Annotated in this window: 20 protein-coding genes and 1 tRNA gene; 11 read left to right on the top strand and 10 right to left on the bottom strand. The window is 62.1% G+C overall.

Features of this window, described 5'->3' with window-relative positions; genetic code table 11:
• The first annotated feature begins 19 nt into the window (after positions 1-19).
• Both cobT and NKJ28_RS18755 read left to right on the top strand, forming a co-directional pair.
• A complete protein-coding gene (cobT, locus tag NKJ28_RS18760; RefSeq protein WP_352636675.1) occupies positions 20-1,030 on the top strand; it encodes a nicotinate-nucleotide--dimethylbenzimidazole phosphoribosyltransferase in 1,011 nt (336 codons plus the stop codon).
• 26 nt (positions 1,031-1,056) lie between these two features.
• Entirely contained in the window at positions 1,057-1,797 is a 741-nt protein-coding gene (locus NKJ28_RS18755; protein ID WP_352636674.1) for a hypothetical protein, read from the top strand.
• 78 nt (positions 1,798-1,875) lie between these two features.
• Here NKJ28_RS18755 and NKJ28_RS18750 read toward each other — a convergent pair.
• Together NKJ28_RS18750 and NKJ28_RS18745 are read right to left on the bottom strand one after the other, a co-directional pair.
• Positions 1,876-1,951, bottom strand: a tRNA-Lys gene (locus tag NKJ28_RS18750).
• A gap of 167 nt (positions 1,952-2,118) precedes the next feature.
• Positions 2,119-3,024: a PhzF family phenazine biosynthesis protein gene (locus tag NKJ28_RS18745; RefSeq protein ID WP_352636673.1), complete on the bottom strand. Its 906-nt coding sequence runs from the start codon at positions 3,022-3,024 to the stop codon at positions 2,119-2,121.
• A gap of 111 nt (positions 3,025-3,135) precedes the next feature.
• Here NKJ28_RS18745 and NKJ28_RS18740 point away from each other — a divergent pair, with 111 nt between their 5' ends.
• The 4 genes from NKJ28_RS18740 (at position 3,136) to NKJ28_RS18725 (ending at position 6,715) form a co-directional block, all read left to right on the top strand.
• Entirely contained in the window at positions 3,136-4,428 is a 1,293-nt protein-coding gene (locus NKJ28_RS18740) for an efflux RND transporter periplasmic adaptor subunit (protein ID WP_352636672.1), read from the top strand.
• A 2-nt stretch (positions 4,429-4,430) separates the two neighbouring features.
• The gene (locus NKJ28_RS18735) at positions 4,431-5,138 is read left to right on the top strand and encodes an ABC transporter ATP-binding protein (RefSeq protein ID WP_352636671.1); all 708 of its coding nucleotides are present in this window, start codon (positions 4,431-4,433) and stop codon (positions 5,136-5,138) included.
• 2 nt (positions 5,139-5,140) lie between these two features.
• Positions 5,141-6,358 carry an ABC transporter permease gene (locus tag NKJ28_RS18730; RefSeq protein ID WP_352636670.1) on the top strand — a complete coding sequence of 406 codons (1,218 nt, stop codon included), beginning with the start codon at positions 5,141-5,143 and terminating at the stop codon, positions 6,356-6,358.
• A gap of 114 nt (positions 6,359-6,472) precedes the next feature.
• Positions 6,473-6,715, top strand: a complete 243-nt coding sequence (locus NKJ28_RS18725; RefSeq protein ID WP_352636669.1) for a hypothetical protein — start codon at positions 6,473-6,475, stop codon at positions 6,713-6,715.
• On the opposite strand, the gene NKJ28_RS18720 is transcribed toward NKJ28_RS18725, so the two are convergent.
• Positions 6,712-7,440, bottom strand: coding sequence for a hypothetical protein (locus NKJ28_RS18720; protein WP_352636668.1), 729 nt, complete (start codon positions 7,438-7,440; stop codon positions 6,712-6,714). The genes NKJ28_RS18725 and NKJ28_RS18720 overlap by 4 nt on opposite strands.
• Before the next feature lie 7 nt (positions 7,441-7,447).
• Complete coding sequence (locus NKJ28_RS18715; protein WP_352636667.1) at positions 7,448-8,560, bottom strand: endonuclease/exonuclease/phosphatase family protein; 1,113 nt, start codon at positions 8,558-8,560, stop codon at positions 7,448-7,450.
• Here NKJ28_RS18715 and NKJ28_RS18710 point away from each other — a divergent pair.
• The 3 genes from NKJ28_RS18710 (at position 8,559) to NKJ28_RS18700 (ending at position 9,793) form a co-directional block, all read left to right on the top strand.
• On the top strand, positions 8,559-8,696 hold the full coding sequence (locus tag NKJ28_RS18710; RefSeq protein ID WP_156937338.1) for a hypothetical protein: 138 nt from the start codon (positions 8,559-8,561) through the stop codon (positions 8,694-8,696). The genes NKJ28_RS18715 and NKJ28_RS18710 overlap by 2 nt on opposite strands.
• A gap of 51 nt (positions 8,697-8,747) precedes the next feature.
• Entirely contained in the window at positions 8,748-9,332 is a 585-nt protein-coding gene (locus NKJ28_RS18705) for a BA14K family protein (protein ID WP_352589629.1), read from the top strand.
• A gap of 176 nt (positions 9,333-9,508) precedes the next feature.
• Positions 9,509-9,793, top strand: a complete 285-nt coding sequence (locus NKJ28_RS18700) for a PilZ domain-containing protein (RefSeq protein WP_352570507.1) — start codon at positions 9,509-9,511, stop codon at positions 9,791-9,793.
• Between the two features lie 10 nt (positions 9,794-9,803).
• On the opposite strand, the gene NKJ28_RS18695 is transcribed toward NKJ28_RS18700, so the two are convergent.
• The 5 genes from NKJ28_RS18695 to NKJ28_RS18675 form a co-directional block, all read right to left on the bottom strand.
• Entirely contained in the window at positions 9,804-10,427 is a 624-nt protein-coding gene (locus NKJ28_RS18695; RefSeq protein ID WP_352636666.1) for a hypothetical protein, read from the bottom strand.
• The gene (locus NKJ28_RS18690) at positions 10,420-10,941 is read right to left on the bottom strand and encodes a hypothetical protein (RefSeq protein ID WP_023676659.1); all 522 of its coding nucleotides are present in this window, start codon (positions 10,939-10,941) and stop codon (positions 10,420-10,422) included. The genes NKJ28_RS18695 and NKJ28_RS18690 overlap by 8 nt, the downstream gene beginning before the upstream one ends.
• A 501-nt stretch (positions 10,942-11,442) precedes the next feature.
• Positions 11,443-12,420 (bottom strand): DUF3592 domain-containing protein, encoded by a 978-nt coding sequence (locus NKJ28_RS18685; protein WP_023676661.1) that lies wholly within the window; start codon positions 12,418-12,420, stop codon positions 11,443-11,445.
• A gap of 258 nt (positions 12,421-12,678) precedes the next feature.
• On the bottom strand, positions 12,679-13,698 hold the full coding sequence (ilvC, locus tag NKJ28_RS18680) for a ketol-acid reductoisomerase (protein ID WP_023676662.1): 1,020 nt from the start codon (positions 13,696-13,698) through the stop codon (positions 12,679-12,681).
• 135 nt (positions 13,699-13,833) lie between these two features.
• Entirely contained in the window at positions 13,834-14,487 is a 654-nt protein-coding gene (locus NKJ28_RS18675) for a TetR/AcrR family transcriptional regulator (protein ID WP_352570415.1), read from the bottom strand.
• Between the two features lie 153 nt (positions 14,488-14,640).
• On the opposite strand from NKJ28_RS18675, the gene NKJ28_RS18670 reads away from it, so the two are divergent.
• A complete protein-coding gene (locus tag NKJ28_RS18670) occupies positions 14,641-15,069 on the top strand; it encodes an anthrone oxygenase family protein (RefSeq protein ID WP_023676664.1) in 429 nt (142 codons plus the stop codon).
• A 37-nt stretch (positions 15,070-15,106) separates the two neighbouring features.
• Here the strand turns inward: NKJ28_RS18670 and NKJ28_RS18665 are convergent, their stop codons facing one another.
• Positions 15,107-15,559: a MarR family winged helix-turn-helix transcriptional regulator gene (locus tag NKJ28_RS18665; RefSeq protein WP_023676665.1), complete on the bottom strand. Its 453-nt coding sequence runs from the start codon at positions 15,557-15,559 to the stop codon at positions 15,107-15,109.
• A gap of 100 nt (positions 15,560-15,659) precedes the next feature.
• Here NKJ28_RS18665 and NKJ28_RS18660 point away from each other — a divergent pair, with 100 nt between their 5' ends.
• Positions 15,660-15,965, top strand: coding sequence for a Rieske (2Fe-2S) protein (locus tag NKJ28_RS18660; RefSeq protein ID WP_352570416.1), 306 nt, complete (start codon positions 15,660-15,662; stop codon positions 15,963-15,965).
• Position 15,966 lies beyond the last annotated feature (1 nt).

Raw genomic sequence — 15,966 nt, 5'->3', positions numbered from 1 at the left:
GTTTCGGAGATTTTGCCCCATGCCTTTCAAATCGCTCGATGAACTGCGCGCCGCCTGCCTCGACCTGCACAGCGGCAGCGACGCCGCGGCCAACGCCGTCGCCCACCGCCAGGACACGCTGACCAAGCCGCAAGGCAGCCTCGGCCGGCTGGAGACAGTAGCCGCCTGGCTGGCGCGCTGGCAGGGCCGCGACATACCAAAGCTCGACCGCGTCAAGGTTTTCGTCTTTGCCGGCAACCACGGCGTCACCGCGCAAGGCGTGTCGGCCTTCCCGTCGGAGGTCACCGTGCAGATGGTGGCGAATTTCGCCGGCGGCGGCGCCGCCATCAACCAGCTTGCCCGCATCGCCGGCGCGGAGCTGGACGTCATCCCGCTCGATCTCGATCGCCCGACCGGCGACTTCACGCAAGAGCCGGCGATGGAGGACGAGGTCTTCCTCGCCGCCGTCTCAGCCGGCTACGACGCGATCAGCAAGGAACTCGACCTCGTCTGCTTCGGCGAAATGGGCATCGGCAACACCACGCCGGCGGCGGCCATCTCGACCGCTCTGTTCGGTGGCGGCGCGGAACGATGGACAGGGCGTGGCACCGGCGTCGACGATGCCGGCCTTGTGCGCAAGATTGTCGCCATTGAGGCCGGCCTCAAGCGCCACGCCATGGCGCTGGCCGATCCGCTGAAGATAGCGGCAGCCCTCGGCGGGCGCGAGCTTGCGGCGATCTTGGGCGCAACACTGGCGGCGCGCCATCTCGGCGTGCCGGTGCTGCTCGACGGCTTCGTCTGCACCGCCGCCGCGGCACCCTTGGCCGGGCTGCATCCCGCCGGCCTTGCCCACACTATGGCCGCTCACGTATCGGCCGAATCCGGCCACCGCCGCCTGCTCGAAGCGCTCGGTCTGCCACCCTTGCTCGACCTCGGCATGCGGCTCGGCGAAGGCTCCGGCGCCTGCCTCGCCATCAACATCGTCCGCTCGGCACTCGAATGCCACGCCCGCATGGCAAGCTTTGCGGAGGCTGGGGTCTCGGAGAAGTAAGGCGGAGCCAAGCGCGGATCGCGTTGATGAACAAACGCTCACAGATCTTCGGAGACCCGAAACAGGGGCTTCGCGATATTCTTGCTCGGATCATCAGAGATTTCGACAGCAAGAGCGGCGCCTTTGCCGGGCTGAAATACAATTCGCCGTGGATACTCGCCACCGAGGATTGGGCAGAGCGATCGGGCCATACGGTCGAAGAGCTATGCGAGATGATTTCTCAATGGCGAATCTCAATCTTTTCTGGCGAGCAGACAGACCCGAGAATCGTTCAGATTTTTGAAGATCTTCGCAGCGCCGCGGAAGATTGGCGAACCGAGACAGACTACATCGGTCCACCCCTTCCCTACGATCCTGAAGAGGCAAAATTCCCCAATCGCAAAGAACTGAAAGCGCATACCCTCAGGGCTTGGGATTCTTTGGGATTATCGACGCAGTGGCATCACTACGATGCCCGAGACCTTAGTTTTAGCGGAATTGTCGAAGATAGATTTGGTCACGAAATTAGATTCTCGATGACCTTCAAGCTGGCATATGGTGGTCCAATAAGGTTGTTCTTCCAATTTCCTTACTATTCGGAAGGCGATCCGAGACATCTAGACCTCTTTATGCTTTCAGGCTGTTTTGTCTGTCAGGACCTCCGTTTGCCCGAAGCACTCGACCTTAAATGGACCGTCGGTAAAAGCAGGACAAACTTCGATGCCGTCGACGGCGTCTTGGCCATAGTGCGGGCGATCCTCAGCTGTCTGCGGCCGACTATCCAATAGCGGTTGCATAAATGCGGCCACCCGATAGCGGCGAAACATCCGGCTTTCTAGGTCTTTCCACCAATTTTCTGAAAAATTTGGTGGGTGCGCACAGGATTGAACTGTGGACCCGCTGATTAAGAGTCAGCTGCTCTACCAACTGAGCTACGCACCCACTCGGCCGGCAAAACCGGCGTTGGCGGGCATATAGCCGCCGATATCCGCCATGTCCAGCCCTGCCGGATTCATTTCCCGACAAATCGCACGGGGTCTCGTCATCCCTGGGCGGAGCGAACGCGAAGCGGAGCGCAGACCCTGGGATGACGAAACGTAAGGGTAGGATCAGACAAAAAACCTGCCTTCAGCCACCTTCACCGCATGGCCGCCGATGCGGGCGGCCGCCAGTTTGCCGCCTTCGACATTCAGTTCGAGGCGAATGCGCGAAGGCCGGCCCATCTCCAGCCCCTGCTCGATCCATAGTTGTGAAACACCGTCGGTCGGGCCGTCGAAATGCATGATCGCGCCGGCGAACGCGGCCGCCGCCGACCCGGTCGCCGGGTCTTCGTAGGACGGATTGCCAGGCACCATCATGCGGACATGGAAGGCGCTGTCGTGATGCACCGTCTCGCGGCAATAGACATAGGGGCTGGCGAAGGCCCAATCGCTCTTGCGTGGTGCGAGCTCCGACCAGGCCTGGTTGTCCAGCCTGATCCGGGCGGCCGCCTCCAGATTGGCGACGGGGATGGCCACGTAGGGCACGCCCGCCGACCAGAACGAAACGCGGTGGTTCTCGAAGCCGATCTCGTGCGGTCCGAGGCCAAGGGCGGCGCCGATCGCCTCGGGATCGGCCGACAATGCCAGTTGCTCCGGCAGTTTTGCCAAGTCGAACTCGGCGAAGGTCGAACCGTCGTGCTTGCTGACAGCGCAGCGCACCGGGCCGATATTCTCCTCGAGCACGAAGATGCCGGCGGCCTCTCCCGCCATTTCGGCGAGCGCTATCGCCGAGCCGACGGTTGGGTGGCCGGCGAACGGCATTTCATAGTCGGGCGTGAAGATACGGATGCGGGCCCGGTGCTTCGGGTTGTCCGGCGGCAGCACGAAGACGGTTTCGGAGAGGTTGAACTCGCGCGCCACCGCCTGCATCGCCGCAACGTCCAGCCCATCACAGTCGAGCACCACGGCCAGCGGATTGCCGGCCAGCCGGTTGGTGGTGAATACGTCGTAAAGCAAGTAATTCCGCGGCTGCATCTCAGTAAGTCCTCTGCCTCATTCCCAACATGAGCGAAATTTAATTTGAATTTTGAACCATAAGGCCTGATTTGTGCACTGATGGGATATCACTGAACATAGGGGTCCGGCGTGGACCAGATTGTCAACCTGCCAAAGACGGAATCCGCTTCCGCCATCGAGACGGCGCTCGGGCTCGACCACCAGGGCCTGAAGACAAAACGCCGTCGCGGTTGGCTTTACGCAGTGTTCGCACTGCTTGCCGTCGCCGCGAGTGTCGTCGGCTACCAGTGGTATGCGGGCTCGCCCGCCAAGATCGAGTATACCACGACACTGGCCGCCATGGCCGACCTTACCGTCGCGGTTTCGGCTACCGGCACGCTGCAGCCTCTCACCCAGGTCGATATTTCCAGCGAACTCTCCGGCGTCGTCCGCTCGGTTTCGGTCAACGAGAACCAGCTGGTGAAGAAGGGCGATGTGCTGGCCGCGCTCGACACCGCCAAGCTGGAGGTGCAGATCGAGCGCGCCCAGGCCTCGGCCAAGGCGGCGACGGCGAGCGTCGAGGACGCCACCGTGACCGTGGCCGAAAACGAAAAGGCGCTGGTGCGCGCGGCACAATTGACCAAGCGCGGCATGGCGACGGACCAGTCGCTTGAAGCGGCAATCGCCACCCGCGACCGCTCGAAGGCGGCGCTTGATATCGCCAAAGCCAACCTCGCCATGGCCAATGCCGATCTCAAGGCGCAGCAGACGGATCTTGCCAAGAGTACCATCTACGCTCCGATCGACGGCATCATACTGACGCGCTCGGTCGACCCCGGCCAGACGGTCGCCTCCTCGCTGCAGGCGCCGGTGCTGTTCGTCATCGCCGCGGATTTGAAGAACATGGAATTGAAGGCTGCGGTCGACGAGGCCGATATCGGCGCCGTCAAACCCGGCCAGCATGCGCGCTTCACCGTTGACGCGTTCCCCGAACGGCCATTCGACGCCGAAATCCGCGACATTTCCTATGCCTCGGTCACCACCGACGGTGTCGTTACCTATGATGCAAGACTCGACGTCGACAATAGCGAGCTCCTGTTGCGGCCCGGCATGACAGCCACCGTCTCGGTCGTCACCAAGCAGGCCAGGAACGTGCTCACCGTGCCATCGATCGCCTTCCGCTACCGGCCGGCGCAGACGGCGGAGCGCGGCTGGAGCCTCACCGACCTGTTCACCGGCCGCATGGGGCGCCCGGGCGGCAACCGCCAGCGGCAGGCGGCGACGAAGCCCATCAACGGCTCGCGCACGCTTTACGTGCTGGAGAATGGCCGGCCGCATCCGGTCAACGTCAGGGTCGGCTCGACAGATGGCGAACTGACCGAGATCGTTTCCGGCCTGGAGGAAGGCGCGCAAGTCATTACCGCCTCGCAGCAGCGGAGCTGATCGTGGCATCGGGCGCGACCCTCATCGGCTTCGACAAGGTCTGGAAAAGCTATGGCCAGGGCGAGGCACGGGTGCATGCGCTGGCCGGCGTCGACCTCGCCATCAGACGCGGCGAATTCGTCGCCATCATGGGTCCGTCGGGCTCAGGCAAATCGACGGCCATGAACATCATTGGCTGCCTCGACACGCCGACGGCCGGGACCTACAGCTTTCAGGGCATCGATGCCGGCCGCCTCGACCGCAACCGCCGCGCCGTGCTGCGCAACCTCTATGTCGGCTTCGTCTTCCAGGGCTATAATCTCTTGCCGCGCACCACGGCGGCGGAGAATGTCGAACTGCCGCTGATCTATCGCGGCGTTGGTGCCCGCGAGCGCCGCGGCCTGGCCATGCAGGCGCTTGCCGAGGTCGGCCTTGTCGGCCGCGAGCATCATACACCGGCCGAGCTCTCCGGCGGCCAGCAGCAGCGCGTGGCGATCGCCCGCGCCATCGTCACCAGGCCGACGCTGCTCGTCGCCGACGAGCCGACCGGCAATCTCGACACCGCCCGCACGCACGAGATCATGGAACTCCTGACGCAGCTGAACAGCGAGCTCGGCCTGACCATCGCCATGGTCACGCACGAAGCCGATGTTGCCGGCTATGCCCAGCGCACGATCCGTTTCCTCGATGGCCATGTTGCCTTGGACACAGCCAATCTCGAGATGGCCTAGCCATGATCTGGGAAACCGTTCGCCTCTCGCTCCGCTCCATCCGCCGCAACGTGCTGCGCTCGTTCCTGACGCTGCTCGGCATCGTCATCGGTGTTGCCGCCGTGATCGCCATGCTGACCATCGGCTCGGGGACCACCGAGAAGGTCAAGTCCGACATTTCCAAGCTCGGCAGCAATCTGCTTGTCATCCGTTCCGGCCGTCCGGCCGGGCCTGGCGGCCCGGGAGGGCTCGACCAGGTGGTCCGGCCTCTTGCCTACAAGGATCTCACCGCGCTTGTCGCGCATCTGAACGGCGCGCGCGCTATCGCGCCGGCGTCGCAAAAGCAGGTGCGCGTCATTTTTGGCACCGAAAGCCTGACCTCGGGCGTCACCGGCACCGACAGCGCCTATCTCGATGCCCGCGACTGGAAGCTGGTTTCGGGCCGCCCGTTCAGCGATTCGGAAACCCGCTCGGGGACCGGCGTCTGCCTCATCGGCGAGACGGTGCGCCAGCAGTTCTTCGGCGCCGGCGACCCCGAAGGCGAGATCATCCGCGTCAACCGCACCTCCTGCAAGATCATCGGCTTGCTCGAACCGAAGGGCTATACCGGTTTCGGCCAGGACCAGGACAATGTCGTGCTGATGCCGCTCGCCGCCTATCAGCGTCGCATTGCCGGCAATCGCGACATCGACTCGATCTATGTCGCCGCCGACGACCGTACGCCAACCACAGTGCTGCAGCAGCGCGTCGAGGACATCTTGCGCGACACACGCCGCATCCCGCCCGACCGCGACGATGATTTCTCGATCCGCGACATGACCCAGATCGCCGATGCCATGGCCAGCGCGACCACCACCATGACTGGCATGCTCGGCGCCGTCGCCGGCGTCAGCCTGCTCGTCGGCGGCATCGGCATTATGAACATCATGCTGGTGTCGGTAACCGAACGCACGCGCGAGATCGGCATCAGGCTCGCCATCGGCGCCCATGAAAAGCATATCCTCATCCAGTTTCTGGTCGAGGCAACCGTGCTGTCGCTGCTTGGCGGCATCATCGGCATCCTGATCGGCCTGGCGCTGGCCGGCCTCGCCTCGGTGACGCTGACGATCCCGTTTGCGCCAAGCCCGGCGGTCATCCTGCTTGCGGTCGGCTTCTCCGCGCTGATCGGCATGGTGTTCGGCTTCTTCCCGGCGCTGCGCGGCGCGCGGCTTAACCCGATCGACGCGCTGAGGCATGAATAGGCATTTCAGCAAGTGTCGCCTCCAGACGCTGCCAATTTTTTATGCAACCTGCCCTTGTCGCAGCACATTCTGCAATGATAACAATGCTGTTGGGGACTAAGGGGGGAACAATGGATGAGCAAGAAAGCGCGACTGGCTCTGGCGATTGTGATCGTCGAAGCCGCCTTGGCAGGGCTTTGGTGGAATTTGATCCTTTATGGGATGGACAATCCCGATCGCGTCACCGCTGACTTCCAGCAGGTAATTGGGCAGACGATGGGAACGGCGATGGGCGCGCTCCTGGGTCTCGGCGTGCTGTTGTATTTTGTTGCCGCCCGCAACGACCGCAAGGCCATTGAAGGTAGGCTACGACGTTAGAGTTGGAAACCTTGCTCGCTCGCAAAGTGCCATTCGATCAGCGGTCTCATATGCGGCATCAGCCCGTCCGGCAGGTCGGCTGCATTGCGGATGATTACGGGGCCTTCGATTTCAGGCTCTGACTCGGCCGCGACGAAAGCGCTGATCCGCTGTGCCAGGTCGTCGGCGGAGGCCGTCTCGCGGTAGCGGCGAAAGATCACCGTGCCGCTTGCCGTCGACAGGGCGTAATGGCGCCTGCCGCGTGTCGCGCCTGACAGGTCGAGACCGGTCTCTTCGCGCACCTCGCGGATCATGTTGAAGTCGACGTCGACAAGGCCGTCGCGGAAATCGGTTGGCTCGAACGAACCGGCGGCGAAGTAGATGCGGCCGGCATTGACCGTATGCGGCGCCATGCGGATCGCCACAAGCGCATTGTCGCCGGCGACCAGCATGGCATGGGCGTAGGCATGTTCGGCGCCAGGCACCTGTCGATTGCTGCGCCAAAGCATGAAGGTCGAATAACGCACCGCATGGCAACGGCCGACTAGGCGATTGTCGCGATAGCTGAGAGCGGAAAGCAGCACCACGGTGCCGTCGAAAAGCGCCGGCTTGGCCGCGGTCTCACGCCGCCAGTTCTCGGCGATCGCGTCGGCATGATCGCGCTCGAACGGATGCGGGCCGGAATCGAGCCTGACGTCGATGGCATCGACCGGCAGGATGACGTTGCGCGGCAGATCGAAACTCACGCCTGTCTCACACCATGTCGAGGGCAATTGCTACCGGGCAATGGTCGGATGCCTTCGGCCGGTCCCACCCGGCACGTGGGAAGCGCTCGACCTCCTGGCCCGCTGGAAATATGGTGCGCCAAGGCTGGCCGTTGCGGATGATATCGGGAACCGCGGTGGCGTTCTGCCTGGCCAGCGCGCTCGACAAAAGGATGTAGTCGAGCTGGCAGAGATGCCGCTCTTCCGGTCCGCGTGTGTGATAGAAAGTCCAGCGGTCCATTTCCGGCCGCCGCTCGACCGCGTTTTCACAAAAGCCGCCGGCAGTGAGCACATCGATGCAGGACCGGCTCTCGTCGATGACCTCGAAACGGTAGCCGTCGACGGCATCGCCGGTAATCTTCACGCGCTGCCGGTAGTCGTTCATATCGCCGCAGATTGCCCAGCGCTTGTCGGCGGCATGGTCCTTGCCGAAGCGCTCCTCGATGATCCGGCGCACTGCTTGAGCTTCGGCGATGCGCAGCGGCATTGTCGCTTCACGGCCGTCGAGGCCGTTGCGGGGCGAGCCCATCGACTTGAAATGCACGAGGTAGAGCGTCAACGGCGCGCCAGCCACCGTCAGATCGATTTCCAGGCAGTCGCGCCGGAAGATGCGCTCATTGGCCTGATACCCAAGCGCTGCCAATTCCGGCGTGTGCAGGCCGAATTGCTCGAACGTGACATAGGCGTAGCTGGTCATGCGCACGAATTCGATCGGCTGGCCCTGCGCGGTCTCGTTGCGCATCATCACGGCGACGTCGATGCCGCGCGAATCATTGCCGGCGGTGGTGTATTTCTGCCGGTAGCCTTGCCCCACCATCTTGAACAGATAGCCATATTCGAAGGCCCTCAGCGCCTCGATATTGTCGACCTCCTGCATGCAGATGATGTCGGCGCGGGTGGCCGCGATCGCCAGCGCCGTCAACTGCCGCGTGTCGTCGGATTGGGCGATGGCCCGCGCCTGCTCGAGCATCTTGTATTCGGCCTCGCTCTGAATGTCGAAAAGCGCCAGCGTGCGATCTTCGTTGAGCTGATTGCGGTATCCGGAATAATCAAACCTGTTCATCAGGTTTTCGACGTTGAAGGTGGCAAGGCGCAGCGACATGGCTTTGACCTTTGCCCGCAAGCGCGCCCGAAAACAAGGGCGCAGAAACCAGGCGGCTCTGATTGATCGCGCGCTCGCCATGGTTGACGGAACCTTTTTGTTCATCTTCCGTTCAGATGGAAAGTTCCATCAATAGGCCCTTCCCCGGGGTATTCTGGGCGTGGGGCCTGAATCTTCGGAGAGTGCGATGAAACCGCTCTTTTTATCTTCTGTCAGATCCGGGCTGATGGCCCTCGGTCTGATCGCCGGCCTCTCGGCCCCTTCGCTTGCCGGGCCGATGCCCAAACCCCTGCTGCCGGTGGCGGGCAATGCCGCCGACATCGTGCAAATTCGTGAAGATTGGGCAGGCGGCAATGACAGGCAGATCTGGCGTTGGCGCAATCACGGCGTTCGGCAATGGCACGGCGGCAATGATTGGAGATGGCGGTCCAACAATTTCCGCGGCCGTCATTTCTCGAGACACTGGGACAATGGCGGCTGGGACGACAGCTGGCGTTGGCGCCATCACCGCCGCCATTACCGCGGCGGTTACTACGATGATGGTGCCGGCGCCGCGATTCTTGGGCTGGGCCTGGGGTTTGGCCTCGGCAGCCTATACAACAATTACAACTACTACGATGCGCCCGCACCGCGGCGCTACTACCGGACACAGCGGCTTTCCAGCGCGCATGTCCAATGGTGCTACAATCGCTACCGGTCGTACCGCGCCTGGGACAACACGTTCCAGCCCTATAACGGGCCGCGCCAGCAATGCTACTCGCCCTATAGCTGAGCAGGCCGGTAATAATATCGTCTGGCGCCGCGCGTTGCGGCGCCGATTTTTTCTTACGGCCAGCAACCGCGAAAAATCGCCAGCCTCCACTGGTGATAACGCTATTTTTATCAGGCAGGTCTAATAATCCTCCCGATCAGAACGCCCGAGACGCGAAGATGGCTGGATTGCGTGCGATGGCCGAGGACGAACAGAGGGACAAACACCGGCAGCGCGTCTTGAAGGGCGCGGCGATCCTGACCGGCATGACCAACTCCGAGGTCACATGCACACTGCGCAACATGCATGCCGGCGGTGCCGAATTGAAGGTCTCGATCGACGCGCGCGTCCCCGATGAGTTCCTGCTCTATGTTCCGACCGACGGCATTGCCTACAAGGCGGTGGTCCGCTGGCGCCGCGAGGACCGAATTGGGGTGATGTTCACCGGCACCGAACCAAAGCCCAGCTGGCACTACGGCTGAGATCCCGGCGCTATCCGGGTGGCAGGACTTGCAGTGTCTGCTCGTCAAACAGCGGCTCATCCTGGCCGACGCGAACGAATAGAAGCTTCCGCAGTTCGGGTGATTGCACCTCGAAATACTGAATGCCGTCCGGGGCTTCGCCCCATTCGCCGCACGGCGGTTCGCCGACCTCGTCAGGGTTGGCGACGGTCTTCAATTCCTCACGATAGGCGGCATCGGGACTGAAAACATACCGGAGGATGCGCGCGGGCGTCGCCCCTTCGGTGTAAGGCATGAGCACGCAACGTGTGCCGATGGCTTTCTCGGTCTTCTGCGTAAAAATGCGCTGCAACGCAGCATCGGCGGCCTCGCCAGGCAGCATATCGAAGACTTCGACGACGGGATCGGCCGGCCCGCCGTCGCTGTATTTGATGGCAAGAGCATTGCCGCCAAGCTCGAAATGAATCCGGCGAAAACCGAAATCGCAGCGCTGCACCCAGGCAGCCAGCCCGACATCCTTGTCCGCCAGCCGTTCCCAAGCGCATTTGTCGACAGGCGGACGCGACGGCTTGCTTTGGTCGGCACGAGCGCCGGTTGCCATGGCCATAAGGACCGGCAGGGCGAAGATGCAGGCCGGCAGTCTCTTGCTATTCATCGCTACAACCCGTCAAGCTAAAGGCGTCCCAGGCTGAACCGTCGGGATTGGCTTTGGCGAAATCGGGCCATTCGGTAAAAATCGCGCCGAAGTCAGGCAACAGCAACCCTGCCGGTGCCGGCGAGGCTTCGCGGGAACTCAACTGCTCGGCACCGCCTGCATTGAACGCATAGACCTGCCCATCCCACACTCTGCACAGCCCGGTGCCGTCCTCGAGACCAGCCTCACGATCGTCGTCGGTGCAGGTGTGCCGGATCGTGCCGACAGGAAACGAGTACTTGCCATTGGTCCAGGTAATGTCCGACGGCAGACGAATGTCGGTGTTGGGCACGATCAACGAAAAGACCTCGGTCGTCAGCGCGGCCGGCTCATTGTTGGTTGGCCGGAACTGTATCGTCGCTCCCGAACGCGGCTCGCGATAGGTCGCATGGCTGAGCGAACATTCTGTTGCGTTCGCTGCTTGCAACAGGCTCAGCATGCTCAGAAAAATAGCTGCTGCTTTGTGGATGATCATTTAAGTCCCTTGGAGCAGCATCATTGTGAAGTCTGAGCATCGATGCTTTAGCATGGCCCAAGGCCACGTCGAAAAGAAGAATCGATCATGCGAAATCTCTTGATGCTCATTTCGATCCTAGCATTTTCGTGCGGCCACGCCTTCGCCGCGGAACAGTATGTGGGCATATGGTCCGGGAACAGATCGAACTGTACCGCCGTTGCGGATGTTCAACGCCAGACTGTCTACACATTATACCGCGACGCGCTGTCGGTCCCTGCTCTCGGCTGCGAACACGCAACGTTCCTCAAGACGCCCACGGGCTGGGTGGCGCGGGCCAGCCAATGTTACGGATCCGACCCGTCGGCCGAAGAGCCGTTCTCCCGTGTCATCCATATTGTGGTCGACGGGGCGACGTTGAGACTGACATGGCCGGGCTTCGACAGCGGAGTTCTTGTCAGGTGCTGACGACAAGTGTCCTCTTCCTCTGGATCTACAGCGTCTAGGACGGCAGCTTCAGCATTAGATCACCCCGACAAGCAGCGCGGCTCCACCTATCAAGCCAACGGCGCAGACCCACAGGAGCCAAAGCCCGCTCACCCTGCATTCGAGAACCGCTGCAACTGGGTTGTCGGGATCGTAGTGGACCTCAACCTTGTCGCCCTGGAGGTAGCGCTGCGATTGACCGCTGACGAGCCTCGGCAGCGAAGCCGTCACGTTTGCGCCGAAAGCGATGCGATCGGCGGCGTAGCGCTGGCCGGCGACGCTATAGCTGTAGACGATGCGGGATTTGAAGACTGTTCGCCAGGGCCGATAGCCGCCTCCGGACCTGTCGCGGGTCTCGAATTTCTGCAGGCCCGAGGCGTCGATGCGTCCTGCCGTGATGGGCCATTTGGCCGCCTGTTCCGCAAGTGACTTCTGGGCAAAGCCCATGCGCAGGACAAATAATCCCATGAAAAGCAGCAGGGCCGCGGCGCCGAGGTTCTGCGGCTTGGGCAAAAACGGCCGGACCGCTTCGAGGACGCCGCCGACGGAGAAGACCAATACAAGCGCGCCGACCACCAGCCCGGCCGAAAGCTGGACCATGAACTTGAAGGAGCCGTCGGGCATGGTGCGTTCGATCACGGCCTTGGCTGGATCGGCCGGATTGTAGAAGACGGTTACGCCGGCCCCGTTTGGAAATTTCGCAAGGGTTTCCGCCACGGCAAAGTTTCCAAGGTTCTCCTGCACGCTGTAGTGCGAACTGCGAAATGTCTTGCCGTTCACTTTGTATTCGAAGGTGATTGCCGGGAAGTTGCGGATTTCGGTCGACCCTCTGCTGTCCGAACCGGATCCCGAACTGGTCACCTCGCGAGCCTCGACCCGCGACGAGATGATCTTTCCCGGCGTAGGAGACCAGTGGCTGACCACCCTCACCTCCCACCACTTCAGCAAGGTGACGAGGGAGAGCATGCCGGCAACCGCGCAGGCAAACCCGACCAACAGAAATTTGAGTTCCAACTCTCACCCCCTTTGGCACTTTTGTGCCATGCCCCGCACAGGCATATCACGGTGATGAGGATAGTGCGCCTGTGCAGAAGCCTGGAAACCACACAATCTTGATGCGAAAAGGCCGGCGGATCGCTCCGCCGGCCTTTCTTGATTGGCAATGAAATTGCGATCAGTTCTTGGCCTTGTCGACCAGCTTGTTCATGGAAATTCCCACGCGCCCGCAGGGCGAAGCCCGAGGACGGGTAACGAAACGAACGTGGATTTCCTTCAGTTCTTGGCCTTATCAACCAGCTTGTTCTTCGAGATCCACGGCATCATCGCGCGCAGCTTGGCGCCGACTTCCTCGATCTGGTGGCTGTCGTTGTTGCGGCGGATGCCCTTGAAGCGCGACATGCCGGCGCGGTATTCCTGCATCCATTCCGAGGTGAACTTGCCGGTCTGGATATCCTTCAGCACGCGCTTCATCTCGGCCTTGGTCTCGGCAGTGATGATGCGCGGGCCCGAGACATATTCGCCCCATTCGGCGGTGTTCGAGATCGAGTAGTTCATGTTGGCGATGCCGCCTTCGTAGATCAGGTCGACGATCAATTTGACCTCGTGCAGGCACTCGAAATAGGCCATTTCCGGCGCGTAGCCGGCTTCCACCAGTGTCTCGAAGCCGGCGCGGATCAATTCGACCAGGCCGCCGCACAGCACCACCTGCTCGCCGAACAGGTCGGTCTCGCACTCCTCGCGGAAATTGGTCTCGATAATGCCCGAGCGGCCGCCGCCAACGCCGCAGGCGTAGGAGAGCGCCAGGTCGAGCGCATTGCCCGAAGCGTCCTGGTTGACCGCGACCAGGCACGGCACGCCACCGCCCTTCTGGTATTCGCCGCGCACCGTATGGCCAGGCCCCTTCGGCGCGATCATCACGACGTCGACCGAAGCTTTGGGCTCGATCAGGCCAAAATGCACGTTGAGGCCGTGGGCGAAGGCGATTGCCGCGCCATCGCGGATGTTTGGCGCGATCTCGGATTTGTAGATGTCGGCCTGCAGCTCATCCGGCGTCGCCATCATCATCAGGTCGGCCCATTTGGCGGCATCGGCTACGCTCATCACCTTGAGCCCGTCGGCCTCGACCTTCTTGGCGGTCGCCGAGCCGGCCTTGAGGCCGATGGCGATGTCCTTGACGCCGGAATCCTTGAGGTTGAGCGCATGCGCCCTTCCCTGGCTGCCATAGCCGATGATAGCGACCTTCTTGCCCTTGATCAGGTTGAGATCGGCGTCGCGATCGTAATAGACACGCATTTTTCTTCCTTCCCGTTTTGAACCAGAGCATGATGCCGAAAAGTGTGAAGCGGTTTTCGGACGACATCATGCTCCATCTTTTAGTGTAGAGCCGGATTCAGATTTCAGGTCGATTTGACCTGAAATCATCCGGCTCTATGGGCCCTGCGGCCCGGTTTTTGCCCCGAAAAGAGCGAGAAACTGCTGCGTCGCCCGGACGGCGTCGCCGCCGATCGCCACATCAGTCAATTCCAGCCGGTCGCCAAGCAGCAAGCGGATCTGCACGTCACGGGCGACCAGCCCGAAAAAGGTGCGGAACGCCGTCTCCGCGTCCGAAAATTCAAGGAACCCGGCCTGTCTCCCGGCCTCCAGCACCGGCTTGAGGCGCTTGGCCAGTGCGAAGCGGCCGTTCTCCAGCACGATGGCGCCGAGATCGTCCTTCCCCGAACTAGCATGGCCGACCGCCACCCTGTTCAGCGCGATCGAGGTGTCGCTCGAAATTACCTTGAGCCAGTCCGAAGCGAAGCGTTCGAGGCTCGCCGTCAGCGAAGGGAGGTCGAGCCCCTTGCGGTCGACCGGCACTATCCGCACCTTGGACGCCTGCCATTGTACCGTTGCCGTCAACAGCCCGTCGCGATCGCCGAACCATTTGTAGAGCGTCTCCTTCGAGCAGCTCGCCCGCCGCGCCACGGCGGTCATGGTCAACTGATCGCCCTCTTCGACCAGCAGGCGAAGGGCGGCGTCGAGCACGTCCTTCTGCCGCTCCGTCAGCGCCTCGCTGGTGTCGATGTCGGTCACAGCGTGCAACACAGTTTTTCCTCAGGAGGCAAACTCACCCGCAGTTCAGATACGAGCTCGATGGCGTACCGTACGTTACGGTTCGGATTTATGGCGTATTGCCCGACCCGACGCAAGCCTTTATTTCTGTTTGCTCCATGCGGGGCATCACGGGAGACACGGATCATGCTCGCCGGATTGCTTGCCTTGACCGTTGCCGCAGTGTTCGCTGGCGCGGCTATCTACGTCAGCGTCGCCGAGCAGCCGGCGCGGCTTCGCCTCGATGACAAGGCATTGCTGCAGGAATGGCAGCCTTCCTACAAGCGCGGCGCCGCCATGCAGGCCTCGATCGCCGTCATCGCCTGTATTCTGGGCCTCGTCGCCTGGTGGCTGACCGGCAATCTCGCTTATCTGGTCGGTGCCTTGCTGATCATCCTGCCTTGGCCATGGACGCTGCTGGTGATGATGCCGGCAAATAGGTTGCTGGAGGCGATGGACGCGAACTCCGTCAATCCTGAAGCTCGGACATTGATCGCCAAATGGGGCAATCTGCATCTGGTCCGCGTCGGGCTTGGCGTTCTGGCGACGTTGGCATTCCTCTTGGGCAGTGCCTGACCTCGCCAATCGGTGCCATCTTCGTCATGAAGGCGTGTCACTCCAGGGCGGGCGGATCTCGCAGGCGCCCAAGCAGAGCTGACAGCGCGTCGAGCTCATCATTGGAAAGCCGGGAGCCGACCAACTCCGCGATCGACCGGCCGTAGACAGCCCACATGCGGCGGCGCGTCTCGCGTCCCTTGTCTGTGACGCGGACTGTTTGCCCGCGGCCGTCATCGGCAACTGGAAGCTTCTCGACCTGCCCGTCGGCTTCGAGCCGCGCCAGCAGCCGGGAGATGTTGTACTGCGCAAACAGGGTGCGCTCGGTGAGTTGGAACGGCCGCAATCCGCCCTCGCCCGCCTCGGCAAGCTCATGCAGGACGTCGTACCAGGCAAGCGGCGGCAGGCCACTGTCCTTCAGCGCGTCCTCGGCTCGTTCCAACAACTGGCGCGAAACCCGCATCAGGCGGGCCCAGGCCTTGATGGCTGGAGGTGAAGGAATCCCGGTCATGATTGCATCGTAGGTGATAGATGCAATTGCATCAAGCTTGACGATCGATGCAAATGCATCTATATAGATGCAATCGCATCAATCATGAGAGGCAATTCCGATGAAGCATGAAATCTGCAAGATCGCCGACATTCCGGAAACAGGCAGCCTGATCGCTCCGTTCTTCGGCCGCGAGGTCCATGTCTACCGCAGCGGCGAGCGTATCCGCGCCGCCGCCAACGTCTGCCTGCATTTCGGTGGCCCGCTCGACTGCAAGGACGGCAAGCTCGTCTGCCAGTGGCACGGCGCCTCGTTCGACATGGCGAACGGTGATCGCCTCGAAGGCCCGGCGCGGAAGGGCTCCCGCCTGATGTTTCTCTCCACCCGCGTCGAGGACGGTGCCTTGAACTATGTCTGGGGGGAGTGAG

The organism is Mesorhizobium sp. M0145 (assembly GCF_040322355.1).
Lineage (GTDB): Bacteria > Pseudomonadota > Alphaproteobacteria > Rhizobiales > Rhizobiaceae > Mesorhizobium.
The sequence above is the reverse complement of the archived record's forward strand: the minus strand, read 5'-3'. Positions and strand labels throughout refer to the sequence as shown.

Bases quoted from the DNA above. Each gene is read 5' to 3' on its own strand.
- cobT (WP_352636675.1), top strand. From the start codon at position 20: ATGCCTTTCAAATCGCTCGATGAACTGCGCGCCGCCTGCCTCGACCTG.
- NKJ28_RS18755 (WP_352636674.1), top strand. From the start codon at position 1,057: ATGAACAAACGCTCACAGATCTTCGGAGACCCGAAACAGGGGCTTCGC.
- NKJ28_RS18745 (WP_352636673.1), bottom strand. From the start codon at position 3,024: ATGCAGCCGCGGAATTACTTGCTTTACGACGTATTCACCACCAACCGG.
- NKJ28_RS18730 (WP_352636670.1), top strand. From the start codon at position 5,141: ATGATCTGGGAAACCGTTCGCCTCTCGCTCCGCTCCATCCGCCGCAAC.
- NKJ28_RS18725 (WP_352636669.1), top strand. From the start codon at position 6,473: ATGAGCAAGAAAGCGCGACTGGCTCTGGCGATTGTGATCGTCGAAGCC.
- NKJ28_RS18710 (WP_156937338.1), top strand. From the start codon at position 8,559: ATGGCTTTGACCTTTGCCCGCAAGCGCGCCCGAAAACAAGGGCGCAGA.
- NKJ28_RS18715 (WP_352636667.1), bottom strand. From the start codon at position 8,560: ATGTCGCTGCGCCTTGCCACCTTCAACGTCGAAAACCTGATGAACAGG.
- NKJ28_RS18705 (WP_352589629.1), top strand. From the start codon at position 8,748: ATGAAACCGCTCTTTTTATCTTCTGTCAGATCCGGGCTGATGGCCCTC.
- NKJ28_RS18700 (WP_352570507.1), top strand. From the start codon at position 9,509: ATGGCCGAGGACGAACAGAGGGACAAACACCGGCAGCGCGTCTTGAAG.
- NKJ28_RS18695 (WP_352636666.1), bottom strand. From the start codon at position 10,427: ATGAATAGCAAGAGACTGCCGGCCTGCATCTTCGCCCTGCCGGTCCTT.
- NKJ28_RS18690 (WP_023676659.1), bottom strand. From the start codon at position 10,941: ATGATCATCCACAAAGCAGCAGCTATTTTTCTGAGCATGCTGAGCCTG.
- ilvC (WP_023676662.1), bottom strand. From the start codon at position 13,698: ATGCGTGTCTATTACGATCGCGACGCCGATCTCAACCTGATCAAGGGC.
- NKJ28_RS18670 (WP_023676664.1), top strand. From the start codon at position 14,641: ATGCTCGCCGGATTGCTTGCCTTGACCGTTGCCGCAGTGTTCGCTGGC.
- NKJ28_RS18665 (WP_023676665.1), bottom strand. From the start codon at position 15,559: ATGACCGGGATTCCTTCACCTCCAGCCATCAAGGCCTGGGCCCGCCTG.
- NKJ28_RS18660 (WP_352570416.1), top strand. From the start codon at position 15,660: ATGAAGCATGAAATCTGCAAGATCGCCGACATTCCGGAAACAGGCAGC.